General features: G+C 44.0%; 31 protein-coding genes and 1 pseudogene. 25 read left to right on the forward strand and 7 right to left on the reverse strand.

Going from position 1 to position 26,131, the window contains the following annotated elements; all coding sequences use genetic code 11:
* From FZC40_RS15610 to FZC40_RS15620, 3 genes are all read left to right on the forward strand, one after another.
* Nucleotides 1-2,236, forward strand: a 2,236-nt coding sequence (locus FZC40_RS15610) for a leucine-rich repeat protein (protein WP_148606028.1), incomplete at its 5' end; no start/stop codon positions are given.
* 529 nt (nt 2,237-2,765) lie between these two features.
* Nucleotides 2,766-3,254 (forward strand): hypothetical protein, encoded by a 489-nt coding sequence (locus FZC40_RS15615; protein WP_148606030.1) that lies wholly within the window; start codon nt 2,766-2,768, stop codon nt 3,252-3,254.
* A gap of 1,068 nt (nt 3,255-4,322) precedes the next feature.
* Nucleotides 4,323-4,598 (forward strand): hypothetical protein, encoded by a 276-nt coding sequence (locus FZC40_RS15620; protein WP_148606032.1) that lies wholly within the window; start codon nt 4,323-4,325, stop codon nt 4,596-4,598.
* On the opposite strand, the gene FZC40_RS15625 is transcribed toward FZC40_RS15620, so the two are convergent.
* Nucleotides 4,556-4,900 (reverse strand): winged helix-turn-helix transcriptional regulator, encoded by a 345-nt coding sequence (locus FZC40_RS15625; protein WP_148606035.1) that lies wholly within the window; start codon nt 4,898-4,900, stop codon nt 4,556-4,558. The genes FZC40_RS15620 and FZC40_RS15625 overlap by 43 nt on opposite strands.
* A gap of 245 nt (nt 4,901-5,145) precedes the next feature.
* Here FZC40_RS15625 and FZC40_RS15630 point away from each other — a divergent pair, with 245 nt between their 5' ends.
* Nucleotides 5,146-5,637, forward strand: coding sequence for a nitroreductase family protein (locus FZC40_RS15630; RefSeq protein WP_148606037.1), 492 nt, complete (start codon nt 5,146-5,148; stop codon nt 5,635-5,637).
* A 68-nt stretch (nt 5,638-5,705) separates the two neighbouring features.
* The gene (locus FZC40_RS15635) at nt 5,706-5,939 is read left to right on the forward strand and encodes a hypothetical protein (RefSeq protein WP_148606039.1); all 234 of its coding nucleotides are present in this window, start codon (nt 5,706-5,708) and stop codon (nt 5,937-5,939) included.
* 72 nt (nt 5,940-6,011) lie between these two features.
* Here the strand turns inward: FZC40_RS15635 and FZC40_RS15640 are convergent, their stop codons facing one another.
* Nucleotides 6,012-6,254, reverse strand: a complete 243-nt coding sequence (locus tag FZC40_RS15640; protein ID WP_148606042.1) for a type II toxin-antitoxin system Phd/YefM family antitoxin — start codon at nt 6,252-6,254, stop codon at nt 6,012-6,014.
* Nucleotides 6,255-6,588: 334 nt separating this feature from the next.
* Here FZC40_RS15640 and FZC40_RS15650 point away from each other — a divergent pair, with 334 nt between their 5' ends.
* The 7 genes and pseudogenes from FZC40_RS15650 (at nt 6,589) to FZC40_RS15680 (ending at nt 11,051) form a co-directional block, all read left to right on the forward strand.
* Nucleotides 6,589-6,804, forward strand: a complete 216-nt coding sequence (locus tag FZC40_RS15650; RefSeq protein WP_186843753.1) for a phage holin family protein — start codon at nt 6,589-6,591, stop codon at nt 6,802-6,804.
* 52 nt (nt 6,805-6,856) lie between these two features.
* A complete protein-coding gene (locus FZC40_RS15655; protein WP_148606046.1) occupies nt 6,857-7,219 on the forward strand; it encodes a DUF6483 family protein in 363 nt (120 codons plus the stop codon).
* Between the two features lie 618 nt (nt 7,220-7,837).
* Nucleotides 7,838-8,511 (forward strand): annotated as a pseudogene (locus tag FZC40_RS15665) (ABC transporter substrate-binding protein).
* Between the two features lie 159 nt (nt 8,512-8,670).
* On the forward strand, nt 8,671-8,793 hold the full coding sequence (locus tag FZC40_RS17630; protein ID WP_279233354.1) for a hypothetical protein: 123 nt from the start codon (nt 8,671-8,673) through the stop codon (nt 8,791-8,793).
* 209 nt (nt 8,794-9,002) lie between these two features.
* Nucleotides 9,003-10,220 (forward strand): GGDEF domain-containing protein, encoded by a 1,218-nt coding sequence (locus tag FZC40_RS15675; protein WP_186843754.1) that lies wholly within the window; start codon nt 9,003-9,005, stop codon nt 10,218-10,220.
* 66 nt (nt 10,221-10,286) lie between these two features.
* Nucleotides 10,287-10,433: a hypothetical protein gene (locus FZC40_RS17215; protein WP_186843755.1), complete on the forward strand. Its 147-nt coding sequence runs from the start codon at nt 10,287-10,289 to the stop codon at nt 10,431-10,433.
* 84 nt (nt 10,434-10,517) lie between these two features.
* Nucleotides 10,518-11,051: a nitroreductase family protein gene (locus FZC40_RS15680; protein ID WP_148606054.1), complete on the forward strand. Its 534-nt coding sequence runs from the start codon at nt 10,518-10,520 to the stop codon at nt 11,049-11,051.
* Between the two features lie 50 nt (nt 11,052-11,101).
* On the opposite strand, the gene FZC40_RS15685 is transcribed toward FZC40_RS15680, so the two are convergent.
* Together FZC40_RS15685 and FZC40_RS15690 are read right to left on the reverse strand one after the other, a co-directional pair.
* Nucleotides 11,102-11,296, reverse strand: coding sequence for a helix-turn-helix transcriptional regulator (locus tag FZC40_RS15685; protein WP_148606057.1), 195 nt, complete (start codon nt 11,294-11,296; stop codon nt 11,102-11,104).
* Nucleotides 11,286-11,501: a hypothetical protein gene (locus tag FZC40_RS15690; RefSeq protein ID WP_148606059.1), complete on the reverse strand. Its 216-nt coding sequence runs from the start codon at nt 11,499-11,501 to the stop codon at nt 11,286-11,288. The genes FZC40_RS15685 and FZC40_RS15690 overlap by 11 nt, the downstream gene beginning before the upstream one ends.
* A gap of 270 nt (nt 11,502-11,771) precedes the next feature.
* On the opposite strand from FZC40_RS15690, the gene FZC40_RS15695 reads away from it, so the two are divergent.
* Nucleotides 11,772-12,158 carry an SdpI family protein gene (locus tag FZC40_RS15695; protein ID WP_148606061.1) on the forward strand — a complete coding sequence of 129 codons (387 nt, stop codon included), beginning with the start codon at nt 11,772-11,774 and terminating at the stop codon, nt 12,156-12,158.
* 83 nt (nt 12,159-12,241) lie between these two features.
* On the opposite strand, the gene FZC40_RS15700 is transcribed toward FZC40_RS15695, so the two are convergent.
* Complete coding sequence (locus FZC40_RS15700; RefSeq protein WP_243135846.1) at nt 12,242-12,424, reverse strand: hypothetical protein; 183 nt, start codon at nt 12,422-12,424, stop codon at nt 12,242-12,244.
* Nucleotides 12,425-12,749: 325 nt separating this feature from the next.
* Between FZC40_RS15700 and FZC40_RS15705 the strand changes: the two genes are divergently transcribed.
* The 11 genes from FZC40_RS15705 (at nt 12,750) to FZC40_RS17875 (ending at nt 24,753) form a co-directional block, all read left to right on the forward strand.
* Nucleotides 12,750-15,176 carry a PocR ligand-binding domain-containing protein gene (locus tag FZC40_RS15705; protein ID WP_148606063.1) on the forward strand — a complete coding sequence of 809 codons (2,427 nt, stop codon included), beginning with the start codon at nt 12,750-12,752 and terminating at the stop codon, nt 15,174-15,176.
* 222 nt (nt 15,177-15,398) lie between these two features.
* A complete protein-coding gene (gene radC, locus FZC40_RS15710) occupies nt 15,399-16,076 on the forward strand; it encodes a RadC family protein (RefSeq protein WP_148606065.1) in 678 nt (225 codons plus the stop codon).
* A gap of 144 nt (nt 16,077-16,220) precedes the next feature.
* Nucleotides 16,221-18,764: a DEAD/DEAH box helicase family protein gene (locus FZC40_RS15715; RefSeq protein ID WP_148606067.1), complete on the forward strand. Its 2,544-nt coding sequence runs from the start codon at nt 16,221-16,223 to the stop codon at nt 18,762-18,764.
* Nucleotides 18,765-18,848: 84 nt separating this feature from the next.
* Entirely contained in the window at nt 18,849-19,463 is a 615-nt protein-coding gene (locus FZC40_RS15720) for a class I SAM-dependent methyltransferase (protein ID WP_207706741.1), read from the forward strand.
* 46 nt (nt 19,464-19,509) lie between these two features.
* Nucleotides 19,510-20,397 (forward strand): hypothetical protein, encoded by an 888-nt coding sequence (locus tag FZC40_RS15725; protein WP_148606069.1) that lies wholly within the window; start codon nt 19,510-19,512, stop codon nt 20,395-20,397.
* Nucleotides 20,398-20,538: 141 nt separating this feature from the next.
* A complete protein-coding gene (locus FZC40_RS15730) occupies nt 20,539-21,324 on the forward strand; it encodes a hypothetical protein (protein ID WP_148606071.1) in 786 nt (261 codons plus the stop codon).
* Nucleotides 21,325-22,008: 684 nt separating this feature from the next.
* Nucleotides 22,009-23,076, forward strand: coding sequence for an HRDC domain-containing protein (locus tag FZC40_RS15735; RefSeq protein WP_148606073.1), 1,068 nt, complete (start codon nt 22,009-22,011; stop codon nt 23,074-23,076).
* Nucleotides 23,077-23,231: 155 nt separating this feature from the next.
* Complete coding sequence (locus FZC40_RS15740) at nt 23,232-23,678, forward strand: aminoacyl-tRNA deacylase (RefSeq protein WP_148606075.1); 447 nt, start codon at nt 23,232-23,234, stop codon at nt 23,676-23,678.
* An 11-nt stretch (nt 23,679-23,689) separates the two neighbouring features.
* Complete coding sequence (locus tag FZC40_RS15745; protein WP_148606077.1) at nt 23,690-24,295, forward strand: Rpn family recombination-promoting nuclease/putative transposase; 606 nt, start codon at nt 23,690-23,692, stop codon at nt 24,293-24,295.
* An 11-nt stretch (nt 24,296-24,306) separates the two neighbouring features.
* Nucleotides 24,307-24,627, forward strand: a complete 321-nt coding sequence (locus FZC40_RS15750) for an RpnC/YadD family protein (protein ID WP_186843890.1) — start codon at nt 24,307-24,309, stop codon at nt 24,625-24,627.
* A 24-nt stretch (nt 24,628-24,651) separates the two neighbouring features.
* A complete protein-coding gene (locus tag FZC40_RS17875; RefSeq protein WP_148606091.1) occupies nt 24,652-24,753 on the forward strand; it encodes a 4Fe-4S binding protein in 102 nt (33 codons plus the stop codon).
* Between the two features lie 150 nt (nt 24,754-24,903).
* Here FZC40_RS17875 and FZC40_RS15760 read toward each other — a convergent pair whose 3' ends face one another.
* A complete protein-coding gene (locus tag FZC40_RS15760; RefSeq protein WP_148606081.1) occupies nt 24,904-25,155 on the reverse strand; it encodes a hypothetical protein in 252 nt (83 codons plus the stop codon).
* A gap of 30 nt (nt 25,156-25,185) precedes the next feature.
* On the opposite strand from FZC40_RS15760, the gene FZC40_RS15765 reads away from it, so the two are divergent.
* Complete coding sequence (locus FZC40_RS15765) at nt 25,186-25,707, forward strand: GntR family transcriptional regulator (protein ID WP_207724293.1); 522 nt, start codon at nt 25,186-25,188, stop codon at nt 25,705-25,707.
* 141 nt (nt 25,708-25,848) lie between these two features.
* On the opposite strand, the gene FZC40_RS15770 is transcribed toward FZC40_RS15765, so the two are convergent.
* Nucleotides 25,849-26,016 carry a DUF3788 family protein gene (locus tag FZC40_RS15770; protein WP_243135847.1) on the reverse strand — a complete coding sequence of 56 codons (168 nt, stop codon included), beginning with the start codon at nt 26,014-26,016 and terminating at the stop codon, nt 25,849-25,851.
* Nucleotides 26,017-26,131: the final 115 nt, after the last annotated feature.

Raw genomic sequence — 26,131 nt, forward strand, 5'->3', positions numbered from 1 at the left:
GGGGTATCAGACCAAAGTGAATGATCTGGTTCTGGATGGCAAAACCGGCGTTAACGGCCAGGGTACCGTGACCAAGGCGGAAGTCGGGGCCGATGGTGTAACCTTTGAAAAAGCCCCGGCCCAGCAGACGGTTGATCCGGTCGTGGTCGTGCCACCAGTGGTCACACCGGTGACGCCGCCTGATCCCGGCGGCGGTTACACGACAGTGCCGGTGACCGGGGTGACAATTACACCAGCATCAGCTAGTCTTGCCATCGGGGATACCCTGCAGCTGACGGCCACGGTGGCGCCAAGCAATGCCACCAATCAAAATGTGGACTGGTCAGTGGTGGCCGGTACGGGCACCGCAACTATCGATGCCAATGGTCTGCTGACGGCCACTGCCGGTGGAACGGTAACGGTCAAAGCCACCGCCAGCGACGGCTATGGTGCGGTTGTTTCAAAGGATATCACCATTAAAGTGCCAGTCACAGGGGTGACGATTACACCAGCATCAGCTAGTCTTGCCATCGGCGAAACCCTGCAGCTGACGGCCACGGTGGCGCCGGGCAATGCGACCAACCAAGCCGTGAACTGGTCAGTGGTGACCGGTACGGGCACCGCAATCATCGATACCAATGGTCTGCTGACGGCCACAGCCGGTGGAACGGTTACGGTCAAAGCCACCGCCAGCGACGGCTATGGTGCGGTTGTTTCAAAGAATATCACCATTGACGTGCCGGTTACTGACACTGCCATACAGGGGGTGACGGCGCCGGTTGTGGGAGCAACGCCGGTGACGACGTTTGATGATACCCAGTATAGCGGAAGTGTGATCTGGAAAGAAACCAGTGATACTGGAAATACTCCTGCTGAGGTAGACACGTTTACCGCGAATAAAGCCTACACCGCCACCATCACCCTGACAGCTAAAACCGGTTATGTTTTTCCGGCCGGGATCAGTTTCAGCGTTCTCGGTGCCACAACACCCACAACGACCATAGTGGGTGACAGCAAAAAAGCCACCATTACCGCCGATTTTCCATCGCTTGAATACGCCATCAATGCGAGCGGGATGATTACAAATTACTACGGGCCGGGCGGTGACGTGACCATTCCGGATACGGTGAACGGGATAGCCGTGACCGGGATTGGCAATGGTGTATTTGCGAATAATTCGAAGTTGACGGACATTACCATCCCAGCCAGTGTCACGTCGATCGGCACCGGTACTTTTTCCCAATGCCAACAGCTTTCATCAGTTAATTTTGTAGCGGATTCAAAATTGACAGATATTGGCGCTCATGCTTTTGAATACTGCTCGAATCTTAAAACGGTGAATTTTGCAGCGGATTCAAAATTGGCGACGATCGGCGAATCTGCTTTTTACATCTGCAACTCATTAAGTAAAATTACCATCCCGGCCAGTGTCACGTCGATCGGCATCTGTGCTTTTTCCCTATGCCAAGATCTTTCATCAGTCAATTTTGCAGCGAATTCAAACTTGACAGATATTGGCGATGGTGCTTTTGGAGGTGCCCCCTTAACCGCGATCCAGATCCCGGCCAGTGTCACCTCAATCGGCAATAGTGCTTTTTCTAGCTGCTCACGGCTTCAGTCAGTCAATTTTGCAGCGAATTCAAACTTGGTGACGATTAGCGACAATGCGTTTAAGAAGTCCGGCTTAAAGGACATCTCGATTCCGGCCAGCGTCACTTCGATTGGCGCTAGCGCTTTTAGTGATTGCACCGCTTTAACGGCAATCACGATCCCCGATAAAGTCACTTCGATTGGCGCCGGCGCTTTTGATGCTTGCAGCAATCTGACCACGATAACCTTTAATGGCAATGCCCCGACGATGATAGTTACCGATGCGATTCCTGTCGGCACCGGAAAAACCATTCATTACTATGCCGACAAAATCGGATTTGATGCAGCTGCATGGCATGGCTATATCCTGGTGCCGATACTGGCAGCACCAGCTAATCTGACCGTCACCACTTCCACATCAATTTCAGGCCAGATTGATTTGGCCTGGACAGCGGTCTCCGGAGCGACTGACTATACGGTTAAATGCTGGCCACAGACTGGAAATGAAACGAATGCAGCCACGTTCAAAAATATCCAAGCCACCTCCTTTACCATCGGATTTGAAGTGGGGTTGGGTACGGCATATCATTTTACCGTTACCGCGACTGATGCCATCGGCGGATCGCTGCCATCGGCAACGGTTGATGCCACACCTACCACCATCTAAATCAAAACAACGCCTTTCAAAGATCATGGCGTAACCGATCAACAGCGAACAATGAGCGCTGAGCTTACGGCACTTTCGCTGCACCCAAAAAGCCTTCCACCGGCGTTCACACCATCGCCGTCGGGAAGGCTTCTTTCTGTGTGGCAACACGAAAGTCCGTAAGTGAATAAAACAGCTTCCCAAATAGAACACAAAATACCAGCTGTTTCACACACGAAGTGGGAGAGACAGCATCGATATAATTAAGATATACTTAAAAATGGTGAAGAGAACGCCAAACTCGCGATTTGACGTTGATTTTTAAGATAAGCCGATTATGACGAAATGGTTTGGTGGTGAAAATATATCATTTAAAAAGAATGTAAACGATTGACATTTTCGATATAATGGTGACGTTCATTGCAATTGGTGTTGAACGGATTTAAAATTATAGGAGGTGAAACAGGCAGTATCCTTGGCCACACCCGTGGATGAAAAATAAAACTAACCGAATTTTTCTTCCATGGCTTAGATGAAATGTGAGGATAATATGAAACAGATCAAGAAAAAAAGAGCAATGGTGAAAAGTAGAAAAAAGGTGTCTGCTCATCGTCAGAAAACTACGCAGGAAAGCCATCCCATCGGCATCGAAAAGCCGGAAACCGCATCGGCGGCAGTCGTGTTTACCAGTGTGGAATGTCCGCATTATGCGGGTTGCCGATTTGGAAAAGCGCAGTCCCGGCAGGCGCGCATCCGCTGTTACGACAAACTGTACAAGGTAAGCCAGAGTGATTCCTGCTTAATGATCGGCATTAAATGTAAGCTCGAAGGCAAAAAGATTCTGATGGAAATCAACGGCAGTGAGAGTCGCCATATCCGGGCGGACTCTCCGGAGTATGAGGCCTTATATCCCCTGCTTAAACCGATCCGATGTCACAATTGTGAGAGCCGGGTGCTGGATCTGTATCGGGTTCACGGGGAAGCGACCCTGGATCTGAAATGTAGCAATGACCGCCATCAGGGATTGTATCCGGTGTAATTAGGCGATCAGACATTGGTGGCAGAGAAACCATAATAGTTTCATTGGACGCCAACTGGTAAAGCCCGGTTAATGGCGGGATTAAGATAAAAGACAGCGATAGAGACAGAGGATTTTGGCGCCGAAATCATATCAAAAGGAAAAACAACAGAAAATAAAAAATGGAGTCTAAGTGAGAGACTTACCCAGAAATGATTCATAAATACAATAAGTTGAGCTACACTGTGGAGTGAAAGTACCGGATATGAAATAAAATAGTGGAAAAATGGATAAACAAGTTTCCTGAAAGATCGGGAGCAACAAAAAAAAAGGACCAAAAATAATTAAATAAGGAAGACTAAGATGAAACATACTGAGTTAAGATGCGCCTGCATAAGCGGAGCGACTAAGATACCGGATGTTCACAATTTTTGGGGTGGTCCAGACGTTTGTGTGCATGCGGTATTTTTTATGGGCACGGGCAGGATAATTGATGCCATACCCCGTAGGGGCTGGCATTGCCGGCCCGAAACGTCGAGGTGGAAATCGACGTTTGGCATGAAAACCGACGTTTGCGGGCGATTAATAATCGCCCCTACGAATGGGTAGTGAGGCCGTGCTAAAACACTGAACGTCACGCATTATACCGTAGGGGCTGGCATTGCCGGCCCGAAACGTCGAGGTGGACACCAACGTTTGGCATGAAAACCGACGTTTGCGGGCGATTAATAATCGCCCCTACGAATGGGTATCGAGGCCGTGCTAAAACACTGAACGTTACGCATCATACCATAGGGGCTGGCATTGCCGCCCGAAACGTCGAGGTGAAAACCAACGTTTGGCATGAAAACCGACGTTTGCGGGCGATTAATAATCGCCCCTACGAATGGGTATCGAGGCCGTGCTAAAACACTGAACGTTACGCATCATACCGTAGGGGCTGGCATTGCCGGCCCGAAACGTCGAGGTGGACACCAACGTTTGGCATGAAAACCGACATTTGCGGGTGATTAATAATCGCCCCTACGAATGGGTATCGAGGCCGTGCTAAAACACTGAACGTCACGCATCATACCGTAGGGGCTGGCATTGCCGGCCCGAAACGCCAAGGTGACACCAACGCCTGGCATAAACACCAACGCCTGGCTGGAAGAAGACGCCGCCGTTCTGGCCAATCAGACCCAGGCGCTGATGGCTGTTATCGACTGTCTAAATGATCCCCGGGTCCAGGAAATTATGGGCCGGTGGTACCTGAAGAACCAGCCCTTTGCCGACGTCGCCGCAGCGATGGCCTACGACCTGCGCTGGATGTATCAGCTGCATCAGCGGGGACTGTTGGCGGCGGAGGGGTCATCGGCCATGTAGTCTTTTCCCCATTCACACATGGCTTCCAGAATCGGGTAGAGGCTGCTGCCGAAATCGGTGAGGGAATACTCGGTTTTGGGCGGAATAACCGCATAAACCGCCCGATTGATCAGGCCGTCCCGCTCCAGCTCCCGCAATTGCTGGGTAAGCATCTTCGGGGTAGCCTGTTGGACGATTTTTTGGAGTTCGTTAAAGCGCAGGGTGCGGTCAACCAGATTCCACAGAATTTTTGTTTTGTATTTGCCGCCGATCAGGCTGATGGTGGCGTCAATGGGACAGCAGAAGTGTTTTTTTTCGTTCATATTTCTCCTCTTGATCATTTAATAAAGGCTCTGGTAATTGCAAATCGAACTAAACTTTTGCAATTATCTGAAAAAATGAATACTTAGTATCATTTAGGGTAGTAAGTAACAATAAAGTGCATTCTTGATTTAATGAAATTAACTGATAAAATAATACCATGTAATGGAAAATGAATCAATGATGTTAATTGGCGGTGCCTTTGCGAAGGTCATAGGCCAAAAATAAATAAAATGTGGAGGAAAAAATGAACACGATTTTTAATCGAAGCAGTATCAGAAAGTATCAGAATAAGGAAGTGGAAGCGGCTAAGATTGAGCAGTTATTAAAGGCGGCGATGGCGGCACCATCTGCCGGCAATCAGCAGCCGTGGGAATTCTTCGTGATTAAAAACAAGGCGACCCTGGCCGCCCTGGCTGATTGCAGTCCCTATGGCGGATGTATCAAAGATGCCGCTGTTGCCATTGTGCCGGCCTATCGCAAAGAAATCATGATGCCGGATTTTGCCGTGATCGATTTGAGCAACGCCACCCAGAATATTTTGCTGGAAGTCACCGAACTGGGCCTCGGCGCCGTTTGGATTGGCATCGCGCCGCTGGCAGACCGGATGGAAAATGTCCGAAAAGTGCTGAAGATTCCGGATCAACTGGAACCCTTTGCCATCATTCCCATCGGTTATCCCGTCGAGCCGGCCTCTCAGAGCGATCGTTATGATGCCACTCGGGTCCATTTCGAATAAATAATTTAGACCCCTTTCGGCGGCATTAACCGCAATCACAAACAACCGCATCAGCAATCGGCCTTCCGGTGACACGGTCATCAGGAAGGCTTTTTTGGTTTGCCGGAATTTTCATTGGGGTGCTGCTGGGCTTTGACGGTATTTTCTTTCCATTGCTGGTTCTGGGTGCTTACATTGGGGGCATCTTTGGAACGCTTGCGGCGACGTACTTGGGGATTAACCCGCTGGTGGCCCTGACCAATGAGACGGACACCATTATGATCAATGAAGTGCTGATGGAAATGTGTGAAGAACCGCAATGATGAAGAGCCAACAGAATCGAATCTGTTGGCTCTTTTTTTAGTGGCTCCGGCTTCTTCTACGGCCGTTGGGTTTTATCTGATCTCTTTTTCGGCATCATCACGGCGCGCAATTTTCTTTTCCGGGCTGGTCAGTTTTCCTTTGGCAATGGAAGACATCAGCTGGTAGGCCGCACTTAAGGTTTCGTATTCATTGATGTCAATAATGGCATATATTCCACGACCATTATCCGTTAAAAATACCGGTTCACCCTCAGTAATTTCGTGTAAGACATCGGTATAATTTTTCAAATCAGTAAGTGGTTTAATATTTGGCATGATGAAAACCTCCTTTATTTCTGTTTATATTATTATACCCATAACAATTGAAATCCAACGGCCAATGAGAAAAAGATTTTATCATTCGGCGGTCCGGGAACTGGTGGGGGCTTAAAAACTAATGTTTGCTGGCGATTTATAATCGCCCCGACGGAGTTCGGGAATTAATGTCGGGCATGAAAACCAGACGTCGGGATATAAAATATTGACATCCGGCATCACATTACCCGATTTTAAATTGACGCTGATATAAATAAACCCGATCTTATTCATCATCCCCGTAGGGGCTGACATTGTCGGCCCGAAACGTCGGGGTGGGCAATTAACGTTTGGCTTGGAAATCAACGTTGGCGGGCGATCATGGATCGCCCCTACGAACCAATGCGTCAGTATCATCGAAAACCTCGGCCATCTGGGGGTGCCGATTCCCAAACGGCTGCGGCAGATTGTCGCGGAGCTGGGCGAGGCGGAAAAAATAGACGGCAGAGAATCCTTGCAGGTTTCTTTATTAAAGATGATAAACATTGCGATTACCCGGTTGATTTGCTAAAATGTAATGGGTACAACCGTGTCGAAAATCGATTAATGAAAGAAGAAAAATAATGTACAACGACGATTATATTATGCGATTAATTGACGAATTATCAGGATTCTTAGCCAATATCATTTTTAATAAAGAGGTTTCACCAATCCAGCTTGAAGATGATCAGGGGAATTTTTCGGAAAGTAAATTTCTGCATTATCAGCTGTTAACCATGGTTGGTGAAGGACAAATTAATGAAGCGGAAAATCTGCTGTTTGAAAAAGTGACACTTAATCCAAATGCTGAGTATTTAAAAGCGGGAATTGATTTTTATTCAATCCTGGATACGTTAAGTGACAATACCCTCAATGACTGCCGCTTTTCACGGGCAGAGATCGGGGAAGGCTTAAGCGATATTAAAAAGATTTACACCGCGACATAGAAAGAGGAGGCCTGGCATCGCCGGGATGAATGATCTTCTTGAGGCTCAGACAGCAGAAACCAAAGAAAGCAACGATGCCTGGATCGTTGCTTTCTTAATGTTAAACAGAGTCTTTGCTCAGTAATTTTTTTAATTTTTTTTAAATGATAGACGAGCATGCCTCTTTGGATAAATAATTTATTTGCGGTTATAATTGCCTGGTAAATTTTATATTGACAAAAAATATTGCCTTAGTTATAATAAATGAAATAGAACGAAATATAACAAAAACAAATGAATAAGTATGAAAAGATATAAAAAGTGATACAAGGAGATATACGCAGAAAGTATGGGTATGTCTCCGTTTTTTTATAACTAAAGGAGTTTTATGGACATCGGCAAGAGAAAAAAAAGTCGAAAAAGCGAAAAAAAACGAGGCCGGAGAAATCTATACCTGTTCGGGAGCCGAAGCGGTTGCTTCAGGGTTAACAGTAACGGATGGCTATGTGGAATTTGATGTCCACCTTGAAAAATAATGATCTTTCCCTAAAATATGAGATATTATCCAATGCCGTTGTTCAGGCTGATTTTTTCGAAGATATTAAAACAATTGAAGACCTTGATAAGCTTCCGGATATCATGGTTGCTCCGGGATTTAGCCGTTTTTTCTTTCCCACATTTATTGAACGATTTACAAAGAAGGGGGCCTTTCAATCATCGCTTGACTTTGAGGTGTCAGCGGCCTATCAGGAATCAGGCGTTATCGACCCCAATGCGTACTACGATATCGTTGCTGTCAATCCACTTGTTTTTTAGTCGATCAAACGAATTATCCTGATCTTGAGCCGCCAAAAAAATGGGCGGATCTCCTATCTTCGCAGTATGAGCAGAAAATTGCTTTTAGAGGCCATACCGACGAGGAATTGTGTGAGGGCGTATTATTTGAAATTTATCACAACCATGGCATCGAAGGAATAAAAAAGTTGGCTCGAAATATAAAATCCAGGCTGCATCCAGCACAGATGGTCGCCCTTGCCGGAAGTAAAAAAGAGCAAGCACCCTTTATCAGTGTGATTCCGTTATCATTTGCTAATCATGTGAAGGAAAGCGACACGGTTCAGGTGATCTGGCCGGAAGACGGTGCGGTCATGAATCCGGTTGTGATGCTGACGAAAAAGAATTGCAGTGCAGATGCAAGGGCTGTATCAAAATATTTTATCAGTGAAGAAGTTGGCGATTTATTCAGCGAGGTTGGTTTTTGCTCACAGCGTCCAGAACTGGAAATGAAAATGCCGGCATTGATCGAAAAATAGCGATATCCCTATTGGTTACGAATGAAAAAATTGTTTTGATCGCAACTCATGATCCGGTTCTGGCCCTCAGTGCCGAAAGGCGAATGGTTATCAAGAATGGCACCAACCTGAGCGTTGACGCATCTTTTATGTCATCATCGGGGCATCGTGGTGATGCTGTTGAGCAAATTTGTGCTGCCCTATACCGAAAACGATGCAAAAAAAGATCTGCTGAACATATATGATGAGATCATCGTCAATTTCTTTAAAGATATCAAAAGCTCGGCTAACTATACCAAATAACGCGTAACATTGGTGATTTTACAGACTGGGGTAGGGAGTTTGCCGTTGAACTCGTCCGGCCACTCAGCAAGTTGGGACGAATCCGAACTTTGGGTGGTTGCAGAGGCATGTTAGAAAATACAATTGTTTAAATATCTTAATAAATGCTATAATAAATAATGTCATTCAAATGAAAAATGCTTATATTATTATTGAAAGTAGTGAAGAGTGTGGATTCTTTATTTTTTTTAAGATGCATCGAATCAGCCTTTGCCATCATGGCGATGACAATGGCTATCGGGAATATTCACAAGCCTACTGGTTTGAGAATAGTAATTTCTATTTTTATAATATTGGCAAGTTGTCTTTTTTTAACCGGTATTTATCAGAATATTGGCATTGATATGGCAGAGAAGATTTATCTCCCCTTGATTATTGTCTTTATCGGCGGATTGATTTTTTTTCAATCGACTGATAAATTCTGGGTAACCTTTTTCATTTTTTTGACCCAATGTATCATTTATTTTGGAGTCAGTATGGGGTGCGCCACATTGACTAACAGTTATTTTCAATTAAATGAGATGGTCTATCTGTTGATGCGGGCTGCTGTTTTTACGGTGATCATTTTACTTCAGATTAAATATGTACGTAAGTCATTTCGGCACATTGTGCAGATCATTGATTCGGAGTGGTATCTGGTTTCGCTGTTTTTGGTGGTATTTTGCGTACTGATCATCGCCCTTTCGATTTATCCCACCATGTATTATTATCGGTCAATTTATGAACAGATTGACCTGTTGCTTACTTATCTTCTCTTTTTCGTTGCGCTTCGATGCCTTTATGTTGGCATGAATAGCATCACCCAAAAATATGAATTGATTCAATCAGAATTGGAGATGAAAGAAAAAGTCAAGTACGTGGAAATGTACAAACGTCTTTCAGAAACCGATTTTCTCACCGGTTTACTGAATCGCCGGGCCTTTGAAGAACAGATGAAAATCGGTCTTACCGCAGATAAGACAGGGATTCTGTTGTTTATGGATATTAATGACTTTAAACAGGTAAATGATATATATGGCCATTCGGTGGGGGATGAGGTGCTGAAACTGCTTGCAGAGGTTCTGTGTAACAGTTTTCGAAGTACCGATATCATCGCACGATCAGGGGGCGATGAGTTTATTGTGCTGGTAAGTAACATGCAGGAAAATGACGAAAAGATCGAGCAAAAAATAGAAGGTTTCAATCATAGTCTACAGCAACGGATTAAAGAAAAACAAACGATTCCGTTTTTTTCTGTGAGCATTGGGATTGCGTTTATAAACGAACAGGATGATTTCAGGAAAATATATAAAAAGGCGGATCATGCTATGTATGTGGCTAAAAATAAGGGACATTATGGCAATCTGTTTATGGGCCATGAAGATGACTGCCTCCAGAGTTCGGAGTGACGGTGCTGTCTGACAAGCTTTTTTAGCAGAATCATGCTGGTAATTTATGAGAAAGAGCATTAGCAGTTGCTCTTTCTCAATTTTTTTTTGGTTTTTATGATCGGCTGTGTTTTAGGCGTGCGGACGGCTGAGAATGATCCCCTAGTGGCTCAGACAGCAGAAACCAAAGAAGCAACGATCCGGGCATCTTTGCTTTTTGACGTTGAAAAATGACACGCATCGATAGATAATGTTGCCTTGTATTCTGTTCGGAGGCTAGTATAATAGAGTTAGAATAAAAATCAAGGAGGAAGACAAATGGAAACAATGAAGGCAATCGCCAAAAGAAAGTCATCCCGGGTTTTCAAAGCGCAGCAGATTACCGAGGCCGAGCTGACGACTATTTTGCAGGCGGCCAATGCGGCGCCGGTCGGGATGGGGCAATTCGAAAGCGTTAAGCTGACGGTCATTCAAAATAAAGCGTTACTGGAGAAAATTGATGAAGCCGTAGCGGCGCTGTTTGCAAAAACCGGCACGCATCCGACCTATGGCGCACCGACGGTGATTCTGGTATCCGGTGCGGAGCTGAAAGGGCCAATGAGCGGGGTGCCCTATTGTAATGCCGCCTGTATTATCGAAAATATGGCCGTCGCCGCTGCCGATCTGGGGCTGGGAAGCTGTTATCTGATGGGGATTATCGCTGCCATCAGCATCGATATGGCGCTGTGCGCCGAACTCAAAGTGCCGCAAGGCTTTATTCCCTGTTCCGCCATTGCCTTGGGCTATGCCACCGAAGCGCTGACAGAAAAGGAACTCACCACTGGAAAACTGACGATGGAACGGATAAATTAATCAAATCTGCCGTGAAAAAGCACCGCGTCAGAAATGATGCGGTGCTTTTTTTAGCTGTTAAGAATAAATAAAGCTTCGACCGTTGTGTTTAACAGTTTAGCCAGTTTCATGGCTAATTCCAGGGTCGGGTTATACTTTTCATTTTCAATCGCATTGATGGTTTGCCTGGTGACGTCAAGCGCCGTGGCGATATCTTCCTGTCGCATGCCCATTTGTTTTCGTAGGACCTTGATATTATTTTTCATCTTTTCCGAGTTTCCATTTTAGAAAAGTTTGAATGGCTATGAAAACAAGATTTTGGGTTACCAGAAGAAAAAAAGGAAAACCAAATCTTCCAGTCTGTAAACAATCGATGAGACCCCAAACCGCTAAAAATAAAACGGTGTATGCCCAGGCCCCCTTTATCGCTTTCAAACTAATACTCATTTCCATTTCGTCCATTTTTCTCATTAAAATCACTCCTTATATTTAAATTGTAATCAGTAAAATGATCATCTGCCAAAATAAAATACCATCGATAGCGGCAAAAAACACGTGATGAATGTCAAATACTTTTTACATTTATAGTCTAACATTATGCGGATCAGAATGTCAAATACTTTTTACATTTTTAAAATTCACCGCGACAAATATATACCATAATGTTATAATCAGAGCGTGGCAAAAAAGTCATAGACGGTGAAGAAATTCACGAAATATTAGACAATACGGAGGCGTTAGATGGGATATACTTTATTTATAGTTGCTAGTAATTTAATCATCCCCATTATTATGCTGTTTTTTGGCATGAAATTTAGAAATCACGGGCCCGAAAAAATCAACAGCTTTTATGGTTATCGGACAACGATGTCAAAGAAAAATAAGGACACATGGGAATTTGCCCACCTTTACTTCGGAAAATTATGGCGGAAAATAGGCGGGGTGCTGTTGATTTTCTCGCTGATCATCAGTGTGATCGCGTTTTTATTCAATCAGGAGATTGAGAGCATGATTTGTTTGCTGTTATTGACGGTTCAGATGGTTGTTTTGATCGCATCCATTTTTCCGGTTGAAAAAGCATTAAAAAAGAATTTCGATCAGAATGGCAATCGCGTTAAAGGCCTTTAATTTTTAAGGGAAGTCATTTTAAGCTTCCCTTAATTCACATGTTATAAAAGATGTGCAGTAACGATCGATATTAAGAATCGCTTTTAGAATATCTTCCTTAAAGCACCTAACTTTTTACCATAAATTAATGAAGCCATCTCTCTACTTATATAGGTACCACCAGCCCCGCTCATTGACAAGAATTGGTATTTTACTAAATCATTGCTCAATACAACAATGGTAATATCGTCATCAATTAAATTTATTTTGCTTTTTAAAGTATTCATTTAAATTAACAGTCATCCTTGACCTCCTCCAATATCTTGCCCATATTTCATATAATCACGCTTAACCCGTTCGCTTTATTTTACTCGTATAATTGTACTTAATTATACAATAGAATAGTGTAATTATTCAAATATTTATCATCGTCAGATATGCATTGCTTCCCTAATTTTAAAATCTTTTAACTTTGAATCGAACTATTTTGGGTCTGATACAAGGACCGGAAAAAAAGCAGCCGAATGTGTCAACCATCAAGCGATTGAAAAGCCTTAAATGGGGTAAGAAAAAGACAAATAATAAACCTCTAAAAAAAAGGAAGTGGATCGTATGAATTCTGAAGACGACAAGCGAACGGCGAGCGAGACGACCGTTAGCAACAAACTTACGGCCATGATTGGAACAAAAATCGATTTTGATGAAATAGCTCTCGCCGATATTGTTGATGCTCCGGCCTTGCGGTCGCTGATGGAGAATTTCCAGCGGATCACTGGCATGTCAGGTACCATTATCGACAACAACGGGAAGGTGCTGGTGAGCGTTGGTTGGCAGGATATCTGCACAAAGTTTCATCGTTGCCATCCTGAAACCCGGAAGAATTGTGTTGAGAGCGACATGTCTCTGGCTCGTGACATTGAGTCGGGAACATTTCAATCCTACCGCTGCAAGAACGGCATGTGGGATCTGTCTTCACCCATTGTGGTATCCGGCCACCACATGGGCAGTATCCATTTTGGACAGTTTATTTATACCGATGAAGAGCCGGATGTGGCATACTTCCGCAATCAGGCCCGGCGCTATGGCTTTGATGAGACCGAATACCTTGATGCCCTCAACCGGGTGCCCCGCTATGAGCGCGAAACCGTTGCTGAGGTCATGTCTTATTATGCTCAGCTGGGTGCCATGATCTCGGCTTTGAGTTTCAGTAACCTCAGCTTGTCCCGAATGCTCACTGAACGGAAGCGGGCAGAAGCAGCACTTAAAGAGAGTGAAAAAAAATTTCAATTGCTCTTCACCAGAGCCCCCATGGGGTATCAATCGCTGGATTTCGATGGCAATTTTATTGAGGTGAATCCCAAATGGCTGGAAACTTTGGGCTATCAACGAGAAGAAGTGATCGGAAAATGGTTTGGTGATTTTCTCTGTTCTGAATATGTCGAGGGTTTTCGGGTACGATTTCCGCTATTTAAATCGCAGGGGTACATTCATAGTGAATTTGAGATGCGCCATAAAAACGGGCAGCGGTTGGTAATCGCATTTGAGGGAAAGATTGGTTATAATGGTGATGGCACGTTTAAACAGACCCACTGCATCCTACAGGATATCACCGAACGCAAGGCCGTGGAAGATCAGCTTTATAATGAAAAAGAGCTGTTTAAAACCACCCTGATCTCCATTGGTGACGGCGTCATCTCAACCGATACTCAGGGGCTGGTGTTAATCATGAACAAGGTTGCTGAACAGCTCACCGGCTGGTCCCAGGCGGAAGCGTTTGGTCAGCCCATCGAAGCCGTTTTTCAGATCGTCAATGAATTCACCAGAGCAAGATGCAATACCCCGGTCGCAAAAGTGTTGGCGATAGAAGAGACCATCGAGCTTGTCAATCATACTCTGCTGATCTCCAAAGATGGCATCGAGCGACCGATTGAGGATAGTGCTGCGCCGATTATCGATGCACGCGGCAATTTATCCGGTGTTGTTCTGGTATTTCGAGATTTTACGGAAAAGAAAAAGAAAGATGATGCCATTAAATATTTGAGCTTTCATGATCATTTAACGGGACTGTATAATCGTCGGTTTTATGAAGAAGAATTAACCCGGCTTGATACCAGAAGAAGATGGCCCCTGACGGTTGTGATGGGCGATGTCAATGGCCTAAAACTCATTAACGATTCGTTTGGTCATGAAAACGGTGATCAGTTGTTGATCAAGACTGCCAAAGCGATCACTAACGGTTGCCGAGCCGATGACATCATCGCCAGAGTGGGTGGTGATGAGTTCGTTATCCTACTCCCCGAAACAGATTCCTATGAAGCAGCGAAAATGATCAAACGGATCAAAAACCTGTTAATAAAAGAAAGCATCGAGGGCATAAAAATCTCGGTTTCATTTGGATCCGAAACGAAAATCAGTGCGGATGACGACATTAAAGAGGTCATTCGAAAAGCTGAAGATACGATGTACCACAACAAATTGTTTGAAGGCCCAAGTTTAAAAGGACAGGTCATTGACAATATCATTGATGCGCTCAATCGTAAAAGTAAACGCGAGGAAGTTCATGCAAGAAATGTGTCAAGTCTATGTGAACGGATGGGCATGGCTCTTGATTTGGAAGAATATAAAATTAAGGAGCTGAAAGCCTTTGGTTTACTGCACGATATCGGCAAAATAGCCATATCAGACAAAATCCTGAATAAACGGGATAGATTCACCGCGGATGAATGGATTGAGATGAAGGGCCATGCCGAAATCGGTTATCGCATTCTCAGCACCAATAACGATTTGATAGAGATTGCCGAGTATGTCCTGGCCCATCATGAAAGATGGGATGGTAAAGGCTATCCCAAAGGTCTTAAGGGCCGGGAAAGCCCCTTTCAGGCACGGATTTGTGCGATTGCCGATGCTTATGATGCGATGATTAGTGAAAGAAGCTACAAGTCTTCACTGCCAGTAGAGGTGGCAATAGCCGAACTGAGAAACAATGCCGGAACCCAGTTTGACGCGGAATTGGTTAGGGTCTTTATTGATCAGCTATAACGTATTATTTGACCATTTTGATTGACCGAGCAGCTCCGAAAGGGGCTGCTTTTTTTAATAAAAAATATCTTCAGTAAATGAACCAGCAATCGGTAAACATACTCAATTTTGATGAAATGTTGCAGGAAATAGTCGATTTCATTTGCATGCTTATCGATAAAGTTGTAAAATTATTTTATTAGCGTAATAGTATTAGTCTGATTTTTAAAGATGAGGGTGAGTATGGAGAAAAATTCGCACAAAGGTCATCGCCAACGGGTTAAAAACAGAGCTCTGACGGAAGGCATCGACAGTTTCGAGGATCATCAGATTCTGGAGCTGCTGCTTTTTTACTGCATCCCGATGAAGGATACCAACGAACTGGCCCATCAGCTGATTAAGGCATACGGTTCCCTGTCCGGCGTCTTTGATGCGGATCCCGCTGATTTATGCAAACTAGCGGGAGTCACGGAAAACACCGGGGTGCTTTTATCCCTGATGCCGGCCCTGAGCCGGCGCTACAATCGCGGCAAGTTTAAGGAAAAAGCCGTCCTGGACAGCACCTCCCGGGCCGGGGAGTATGCCGTTTCGCTCTTCACCGGCCGGCTCTATGAGGTGTTTTATGTGATCTGCCTGGACAGTCAGAACCGGGTGAATCATGCCTGTCTGCTGCATGAAGGCACCATCAATGAAGCGCCGGTCTACCCCCGACTGATTGTCGAAACGGCCTTGCGTCACCAGGCGGCCAGCATCATCCTGGCCCACAATCATCCCGGCGGTAGTTTGCAGCCCTCCCGGGCGGATGTGGACGTGACCAAAAAAATCAGCCTGGCCACGGCAGCCATTGCCATCCCGGTGGCCGATCACATCATTGTCGCCGGGGACGGCTATTACAGTTTTGCGGAGAACCGGCTGCTGTAACCGGGCCGTCCGATTAATCAAGAGCCGTGGGCGTTGCGAGCCGGTTCGCCTGCACGTTACAAAATGGGTTGTGGAAACAGATCGCAAAGCAATCATTGTTCGTTTGGCAATAACCCAATCAACAAAGACAGAAAGAGGAGAGACATGGGAACTTATCGGATAACCGGCGCCAACGCCTATAATGAAAACTGCATCACCGGTGAGCAGGATCATTTATATGACTACCTGAAGGCGTCGATCGCCACCGCCGCTGAAATCGATATCAATGTGTCTTTCCTGATGGCGTCGGGAATCCGCCTGATTCTTGACGATCTGAAGGCGGCGGCTGGCCGTGCGGTGCAAATCAGGATTTTGTGCGGCGATTATTTAAACATCACTCAGCCCGAAGCCCTCTATCTGCTCAAAGATGCCCTGGGGGATCAGCTTGATCTGCGGTTTTACAATGTCCCCAATCAGTCCTTTCATGCGAAAGCCTATTTTTTTAAATACCCCGATTATGACGAAGTGTTTGTGGGGTCGTCCAATCTCTCAAAGTCGGCCCTGACCTCCGGCATCGAGTGGAATTATCGGATCAATTCCCGGGAAAATCAGGCGGACTGCGCTTATTTCCGCCGGATTTTTGAAGAACTGCTGGCGGATCACGCCATCCCCATTGACGATGCCGAGCTGAAAAGATACGCAAAACAGTGGAAACGCCCCCGGCTCTATCAGCAGCTTGAAGATGCGGAAGCATTGGAAAGCGCTGATCAAGCCACTGACGAAACGAACCGGGTTGCTCAGGGGCAGTCGGCCTTTGTCGTGGATACGGAGGAGCCGAACCCGCCGCCGCTGATGGCCTTTCCGCAGCCCAAAGACGCCCAGATTGAAGCCCTGTATGCACTGAAAAATTTCCGCCGGGAAAAGTTGGACAAAGGCCTGATTGTCGCCGCCACCGGGATCGGCAAAACCTTTCTGGCGGCCTTCGATTCCAAAGCCTATACCCGCATCCTCTTTGTCGCCCATCGGGACGAAATCCTGAGCCAGGCTGAACACACCTTCACGTGTGTCCGCTATGAGCTGAGCACCGGCCGTTTCAACGGCACCCAAAAAGACACCGCCGAAGACATTATTTTTGCCTCGGTCCAGACGCTGGGGAACAAAGCCTACCTGACGGCGGCCACTTTTCCCCCGGATGCCTTCGACTACATCATCATTGATGAATTTCATCACGCCGTGTCCGATCACTACCAGAACATCATCGACTATTTCAAACCGAAATTTCTGCTGGGTCTGACCGCCACTCCGGAACGGCTGGACAATCAGGACGTTTTTGCGCTCTGCGACTACAACGTGGTCTACGAAGTCCGCCTGAAAGAAGCCATCAACAAAGGCTGGCTCGTACCCTTTCGGTATTACGGCATTTATGATGATCTGGATTACACCGCAGTCCCTTTCCGAAACGGCCGTTACGATGAGGACGCGCTTGAGAAACTGGCCAGCATCAATCAGCGCGGCCACCTGATTTTGCAGAACTATCTTAAATACGACAGCAACAAGGCCCTGGGCTTCTGCATCAGCCGGAATCACGCCCTGTACATGACCCGGTATTTCCGGAAACACGGCATTGCCTGCTGTGCCGTCATCAGCGGATCAGCCGAGGTGCACCAGCAGCCGCTGGTGCGGCCCCGGGAACAGGCGATCAAAGCCTTGAAGACCGGTGAGCTCCAGGTCGTATTCGCGGTGGACATGTTCAATGAAGGCCTGGATATTCCCGAACTCGACATGGTGCTGTTTCTCCGACCGACTCAGTCGCCGACCGTCTTTTTGCAGCAGTTGGGGCGCGGCCTGCGCAAGTCCCGGGGAAAACAATATGTCAACGTGCTGGATTTTATCGGGAACTATAAAAAAGCCAACCTGATTCCCTTTTTCCTGACCAGCGAACCGCCGGGGCACCGACCGGGCAAAAAGACTGACCGGCTCCCCAGTGCGGACGACTATCCCGAGGACTGTTTTGTGGATTTCGATTTCAGATTGGTGGATCTGTTTAAAAAAATGGCTCAGGATCAGAAGAAAATCAAGGACCGGGTGATTGCGGCGTTTTTCGACATTCAGGAAGAACTCGGCCAAAGACCCCTGCGGCTGGACCTGTTTGTGCATCTGGACGCGGACATTTACCAGACAATCAGAAGCAAAAAAGAACTCAACCTTTTCCGAGATTATCTGTCCTTTTTAAATGAAATCGGCCAGGCCACTGACGACGAAAAAATGCTTCTGGGAACCGTCGGGCATGAGTTCCTGAAGAACATTGAGAACACCGCCATGGCCAAAACCTATAAAATGCCGGTGCTCCTGGCCTTCTACAACGGCGGCCGGATCAAGATGACCATCAGCGCGGACGAAATCGGCGCAAGTTTTATGGCCTTCTATGCCAATGCCTCAAACCGCATCGATCTGCTCCGGGACAAAAGCACCGCCGATGCTCTGCACTGGGGCAAAAAAGAATACATCGCCCTGGCCAATCGCAATCCCGTTCATTTTCTGGCCCAGACTGCTGGAGAGTATTTTGTGAAAGCAGACGACCGCTTCTGTCTGGCCCCGGCCCTGCAGGCTTTTATCGCCAATCCGGCTTTTATTGGGCATTTTAAGGACATCATCGATTACCGTACCAAGCGCTTCTATAAAGAGCGGTTGGAAAAGCTGCAACAGTAACCGCCGCCGGTCAAGGCCGGGCGTCATCAAAGCAATACTGACGTTGACGATGATCCGCCAGCATTGAAGAAACAGGAGACCCTGATGAATAAAACACTCGACTACTACAACCAAACCGCCCGGGAATTTATCCGGGGCACCATCGACGCCGATCTTTCCGCACTGCACCAGCGCTTTCTCAGCCAGCTGCCGGAACACAGCCACATTCTGGATCTGGGCTGCGGTTCCGGCCGGGATGCCAAGGCCTTTCTGGATCTGGGCTATACCGTCACCGCCATCGACGGTTCACCGGAATGCTGCCGGCTGGCCAGCGACTATATCGGCCAGCCAGTGCTGTGCCAGACTTTTGATGCGCTGGATTTTAACCAGGCCTTTGACGGAATCTGGGCCTGTGCCTCACTGCTCCATGTGCCCTACGGGGAACTGACCGAGATCTTTTTGAAGCTTGTCAAAGCCCTGAAGCCCGGCGGCATTTTATATACTTCCTTTAAATACGGGGATTTTGAAGGCGAACGTAACGGCCGGTATTTTACGGATCTGGATGAGGGGCGGTTGAAAACCTTGATTGAGCCGGTGGTGGGTCTGACTGTAATTGAGACCTATATTACTGGGGATGTAAGAGATGGGAGAGATGGGGAGAGGTGGTTGAATGTGATTGGGAGGAAGGTAACAAAACAAACGCTAAGCATTAATATTTAGTGGATATGATTAATAAATGACATTGAAAGGGTAAGTAAATGCTATTATGGGAAACTCGAAAAATAACCAAGAAGATACGATTGAAAGCGATGGCTTTGATTGGTTGTCAGAATTTAGAATAAATCAAAATACAGCTTTGAACAACAATTATATAAAAGACCTAATAAACATTATTAGCGAGACACAAATTTTCATGGTAGATTTAAGTTACCTATCTTTTGGAAGAGACTTTACCTTCATTCGTTTCGACAAAATAATACCAACAAATCTAATTTTAGATTCTACAACACGAACATTAGAAAGTATTAAGAAGTGTTGTGAAAATACTAATTTTGCAGATGCTTATACGTTACTTAGAAAATACAGAGATGATTTGTTTTATTATTTATATATTCTCACAATTTCAAAAGATATCAATTTGTTGGAAAATTCTGATAAAGACAGTATGAACAAACATGAAAAATTTATACTTGATTGGATGGAAGACAAATTATCGAATTTGAACAGTTCTGAAGTTTTAAAAGCAATTGGTGAATCAGAATACTTATCTTCGGCTATAAAAAAATTTAATTTACAAAGTGCATTTAAAAAAATGGGAGATAAGCTTAATAATTTTGTCCATTCTAATGGGAAAAGTTATTATAATGAACCGCTTCATAGAATGGGTGAGAAAGTTGAAAAATATAGCAAAGAATTTACTCAAGAGCTGGATTATATTACTGTAGCATTTCTATTCTTGCTAGTACTTGTAATGCCGCTTTGTGTGATGTCCTATGATTATGTCGACTATTTGGATTGTGGCGATACACCGCGAGAAGGAAGTCAATATTGGGTGGCACCCTTTGTACAGGAATATCTAAAAAAACATAAATCATTATTGGACGAAAATTGTGATTTGTATTTAAAAGAAGAGACCGGAATGGAATTTGTTTAAAATGAAAAGTTTAAATAGTATGATGTTATTGAAAATTAAATGTTGAAAGAAGGTTTAAAATGAAGATTTGTTTTAATAATTTTTTAGAATGAATCGGAAAATCTAAAAAAAGAGAAAATTTAAATATAGGAAGAGATAGTTATGAATGAATTAAGTGATATATTTAAGATAAAGTGGAACAATTTTTATATTCAAGGGGATGTACAAACTTCTTTTGAAGCTGATATTTTTGAAATCATGCCAAAAGATTTTTTGAAATTTGCGAAAAGTGATACTCAAATAACAGAAATAAAAGGAAAAATTAGTGTTGTAGCTAATGCAAAAAGGGCAATTGACTGTCAAACTGATTATATTTTAGCATATTTAGGCTATGACTATAAAAATTTGAATTTGGAAAGATATCCTGAAGTTCAGATAATTATTGATGAGTTTAATACAGAAAGTAATTGTGAAAAAAACATTGCACAAAAATTGAAAATAATTCAGGCACTGGGAATAAGTCCGGTATCTTTAATAAATAGAACAAGAAAAGTGCGAAATAAATTGGAACATGAGTATTCAATACCTAAAAATAATGAAATTCTGGAAGCTGTTGAATTAGCAGATTTATTTATTAATACAACATCAAATATTGTGATTCATGAAATGATTACTGATTATGCTATCCAAAATGAGGTAGCTTCGAATGGAAAGTCTTTTCCAGATGAATATATAAGAGTTTCAATGATGTTAGATTATGAAAAAACTTATTTTGAAGTCAATACGGTATCTGAATCAAGAAATGAAAAAAATATAATAACACCAGAGGATGAGAAATATATTTATTTCTTAAAAGCTTCATTAACACACGATTTTTCGCAATTGGCAAAAGCTTTTAATTACAAAGGAAAAAAAGAATATATTAAATATAATTTTTTTTGGGCTTAGGTTGAATAACAGAAATTGAAGTGTGATTTTCAGTCATTCCTTTTAAAGTACGAATTGGTATATGTTTTAAGATTCTGATTCAATTTAGACTGCTGAATTAACATATATATGTGGATATTTTAGAGAAAATAAATTCGTCTCTTTTGTTAAAACTAATATTAAGTTAGAAAAATTATAGATATGGCAATATACTTTCACCTTGCGAACCCAATCGTCCTAAAAGAAGATTTCGACATCACCTAACATCTTGCCCAACATAAAGATCTCCAGAAAATAACCACTTGCAAAGGAAAAGAAGACATCAGTCGAATTACCCGACTGATGTCTTAATCAGGGATAAGGAGTAAGAAATGATGGACTTAAAGGTTCTCAAATTACAAAATATTGCTCAAACTATGCGGTTAGCCTTTGAATTTTTAGTAAAGTGATTACTGGGTAATAAAAAGAGTCTTTATTATAGGTAAAATATAACGCTACCCAGTCAAAAACGAATGGCGTAGAACTCCATATTTTTGAAGTGATCAAGCCTAAAAATACATATATCATAGTGTTGGTGTATTATGCGATAAACCTTATCCTGCAAAACAAGAAGATGATGATGGTAACATTAGAAAAGTTTGGATCTTTCCAATTCGTTTAATAACTGAATAAATATTTCATAGAAGTTTTGAAAGGAAATATAATATGGCATTATTCAACAAACTCAACACCCCGATCTTTCTAAAAGAAGAAAGCGATGCGTTTCAATATATTGTGCGTCTGAAAGAACTGCAAGCTAAAGCCACCGGCAAGGTCAAGGATGAGCTTGATCGTGAAATTAAAATGGTATCTTACGGAGAACTTGGTGAAAATAACATCGCTTTTGAACTGAAGAACAGTGGGCTGCCGCTGTATGTCCTACACGATATCCATCTGGAAATCAACGGGTTGTCGGCGCAGATCGATTATATCGTGGTCACCCGAAAACTCGTCTTTTTCATTGAATGCAAAAACCTTTTCGGCAATATCGATATTGACAACCAGGGAAATTTTGTCAGAAAGTATTCCTGGAATGGAAAAGCCGTCAAAGAGGGAATCTATTCACCGATCACCCAGAATCAGCGGCATTTGGAAGTTTTAAAACAGCTTAATCGAGAACGCAAAAAAAATGCTTTAACTAAAATGCTTGCGGATAAATACTTTGATAATTTTTACAAGTCGATTGTAGTTCTGGCTAATCCGAAAACGGTACTCAATGCGAAATATGCAAAGAAGGAAGTCAAAGAAAAAGTGATTCGGGCGGATCAGTTAAATCAATATATAAAAAAAGCGGTTCAGCAATCAAAAGAAATGGTTAACAGCGATAAAGATATGAAAGACTGGGCTGAACGATTTCTGGCGTTGCATCAACCTGGCCAAACCGACTATGCGAAGAAATATGAGGATATCATCAACCGTTTATCGGAGACCAATGTGGATCAAACAGTAATCCAACCCGTAGTGGTCGCAAAGCCGGTGGAATTGCTGCCAGCGGCGGAACCGGCGGAGCCGATGATTTCCCGGAATACTGAATTAGTAGCCAAGCTAAAAGCCTTCCGGCTGGAAAAGAGCCGGGAAGAAAATATTAAACCTTACTGTGTTTTCAGTGATCAGCAAATGCTGGATTTGATCTGCAAAATGCCACAGTCTTTGGAAGAATTACTGGGCGTTTCAGGTTTTGGACCGGTTAGAGTTGAAAAATATGGTGATGTGATCCTAAACATATTGAAATAGACAGTCTAACCAACTAGAACTTAAGAACTAAAACAATGAGAAGAAACCGATGAACATCACCTGGCACCTCCACCGGCCTATCCCGGCAAAGTTTTTGAAGAAAACGAATAAGCTGGTAGTGGGGTAGGAGCGGCGGTTTTGTGAAAGGGGACAGAATGACAATAGAAGAACTCAGAATATGGCTGAATAACAGCGATGTGGATTTTGAAATATTGCCGAATGAAAAGCCTGTTTTGTCGGTTAATGATGCACTGGGGTTTTATGAAATTTGTGAGACGGCGCCGACGCTTATTATTAAAAGTGAAAAGGGTTATTTCGCTTTACTCTTATCCGGAGACCGGGGCCGGATCGATTTTAAACAGATCAAGAAAATTTTGCAATGCAAAAAGGTGAGAATGGCAAGCGCAGATGAGGTCTTCGAAACTATTGGTTTTGAAGTGGGAAGCGTTCCTCTGGTGGGGCATCACTTGCCAAGTGTGCTGGATCTACATTTGTTAAACTATCCCTATGTTTACGGCGGGGTCGGAAATGCCAATTTCACCTTGAAAATAAATCCCCAGGATCTGATCAAGGTCAATGACATTGTGGCGGAAATTGATTAAAGAAAACACTGATGCAGGAGAGGCGGTTCTTTTGTGTCGTCACCATTCCTTATTCCCGCACTCATAAATCAGAGGCAAATCAAAGGGATGGTTATCTCTACTTTCTCTTTGAACATAAAAGCTATACCAGTAAAAACGTTGTTCTTCAGTTGCTCAACTACATGGTTCGGATTTGGGAGCAGAAAGCTGTCAAAGAAAATGCCAGACAGATTCCAGTGATCATACCCATACTCATTTATCATGGCAAAGAAAAATGGGGGATCGGTGATACGCTGGCAGATCTGATTATAGATTATGATGCTCTGCCGGAAGAAGTGAAAGAAATGACACCAAACTTTCGCTACCAGATCTATGATCTGTCTCAATTTTCTGATGAAGACATCAAGGGTAACGCCCAGTTGGCTATTACGCTATCCATTTTTAGAGATGTTTTCCAGAAGAGCAGTCAGGCGGTTCTCGACACCATCATTCAGGCAGCAAGAGCAATGAATGAACTGGAAGAAAAAGAAACGGGCATTCAGTATTTTGCGCGAAGGCAACGAGCCAATCACAACCTTGCTTGTAGTTGGCGACTGCCCGCGAATCAAAGAGAAATGAGTGAAACGAATTTCTCTTGATTGAAACCTGCATGCGCTATATTCTAAATGCCGGACCTCAGCTTTCAAAAGATCAACTGAAGTCTGTTTTAAAACAGATTAAATTAACCTATCCGGAAGGGAGTGAAGTAACCATGACATTGGCTGAAATTTTTAGAAATGAAGGTATCGATGAAGGCCTTGAAAAAGGACGGAAAGAAGGAGAAACACAGGCTTTATCAAAAATGGCGGTTAAGGTGCTGACGAAAAAATTCGGGACGATTTCGAAAGAAGATCTGGCAACGATGGAAACCTTGAATACGGCGTCCCTCGAACTGATTATCGAAGAGTTCTGGCTGTTTGTTGTAAGATGAAAATGTAGAAACACTCAAAACTGTATTGAAAAAGGAAGCCCTTACCTTATCAATCAAAAAAACTGTATTCTTTGCGGTAATTGTTATACCGTTTGTTCATTTAAAACGGTAGAAAAACGAAAATAAATTATTTCAGGATACAACAGAGGAAAAAATGAAATTGTTTGAGAAATAAAGCAAAAAGAGTTGCATACGGTTACCGATCGGGGCTTTTTTTTGCGTTGATTTTTTGAGCAAGAACTTAATTCATTTGGATTATCAGCGCAGACAATTTTATCAAAACAACGCCAACTGCACTGCAAAAACAATAAAAACGGCTCCAAAACCCTGCTGAATGCGCAGATAGGTTTTGGGAGACTGCTTTAAAAAAACACTGAAGCTGCCAGCCAGAATCCCATAGAGGATAAAAACAAGTAACGTCAGCAACATAAAGAAAAGACCAAGCTGCAGGCCTTGAATGGTGGCATTCTTACCGCTGACGATGAATTGGGGCAGATAGGAAAAAAGGAATAGCGTCAGTTTTATCATGAACTAAAGGAATCCATTTTTACAGGGGATTTGAAAGCAGATGAAAAGCTGCCATCCACCAGGGGGCTTTCCGAGTTTCTTTCGGTCTCACGCAATGTGGTGATGGAAGCTTATGAACAGCTTTGGGCGGAAGGGTATCTTTATGCAAAGGAAGGATCCGGCACCTACGTCAGTGAAGGGATCTGTTTTGAGCGAAAGGAAACCGTATCCCCGGACAACGAAACGCAGAGCGACGATTTGGAAGCCTGTCTGAAAGAAAAATTTGGTGATGATGTTTCTGTGACCGGAACCCGATCCGGGATGCATCTGGTTGCGTCCTTTGAGTCGATAGTGTTTGATGCAGAACTTCGGAAAGCCCTGAACGAAAAACAGATTGTTGTGACAACCTTGAAGGATTATTTTGTGAATGATAACGGAAATTCTGGGCAGGCAAAAATAGCCGGTGACCAGGCGTTAGTACTGGGATATGGTAACACCGATTTAAGGGCAATTGAAGACGGGGTTGCCGGCATCGCTCAGGTAGTGAAGGCGTTTAAGCTCAAAACGGTTTAGCAGCGATGGTAAAATTTATCAGATAAGGATGATCCATCGGGATAGCGGTTGTCAGCGTCCAGAAGTTGTCAGACGACGGTGCTTTTTATTCCAAAAACAGCTAGGTTGCGGAGCTGATTTGATTTCTTTCGAGAGCCCAGTTTAACGCAGTTTTGGTTTGACACGGATTTGAATCAGATTTTTTACATCGTCTAAAACCCTTTCCGATGTGACCGGGATCATCAGCCATCGGCCACCGGCCGCAAAGCGGGTCTTGGCAAACAGTGCTTGGATTTCGCTACTTGCCTGGGGAAGATAGATAATGTTCACAAATAGTTGGACACAAATTCCAGAAAATAAGATAAACTATACACATGAATAGAAAACGACGAACATGGTCCCCAGAGGAAAAGGCAGCCATCGTGCTGGAAATCCTCAGAGAAGA

The sequence above is a fragment of the Acetobacterium tundrae genome (assembly GCF_008086615.1).
Taxonomy (GTDB): Bacteria; Bacillota; Clostridia; order Eubacteriales; family Eubacteriaceae; genus Acetobacterium; species Acetobacterium tundrae.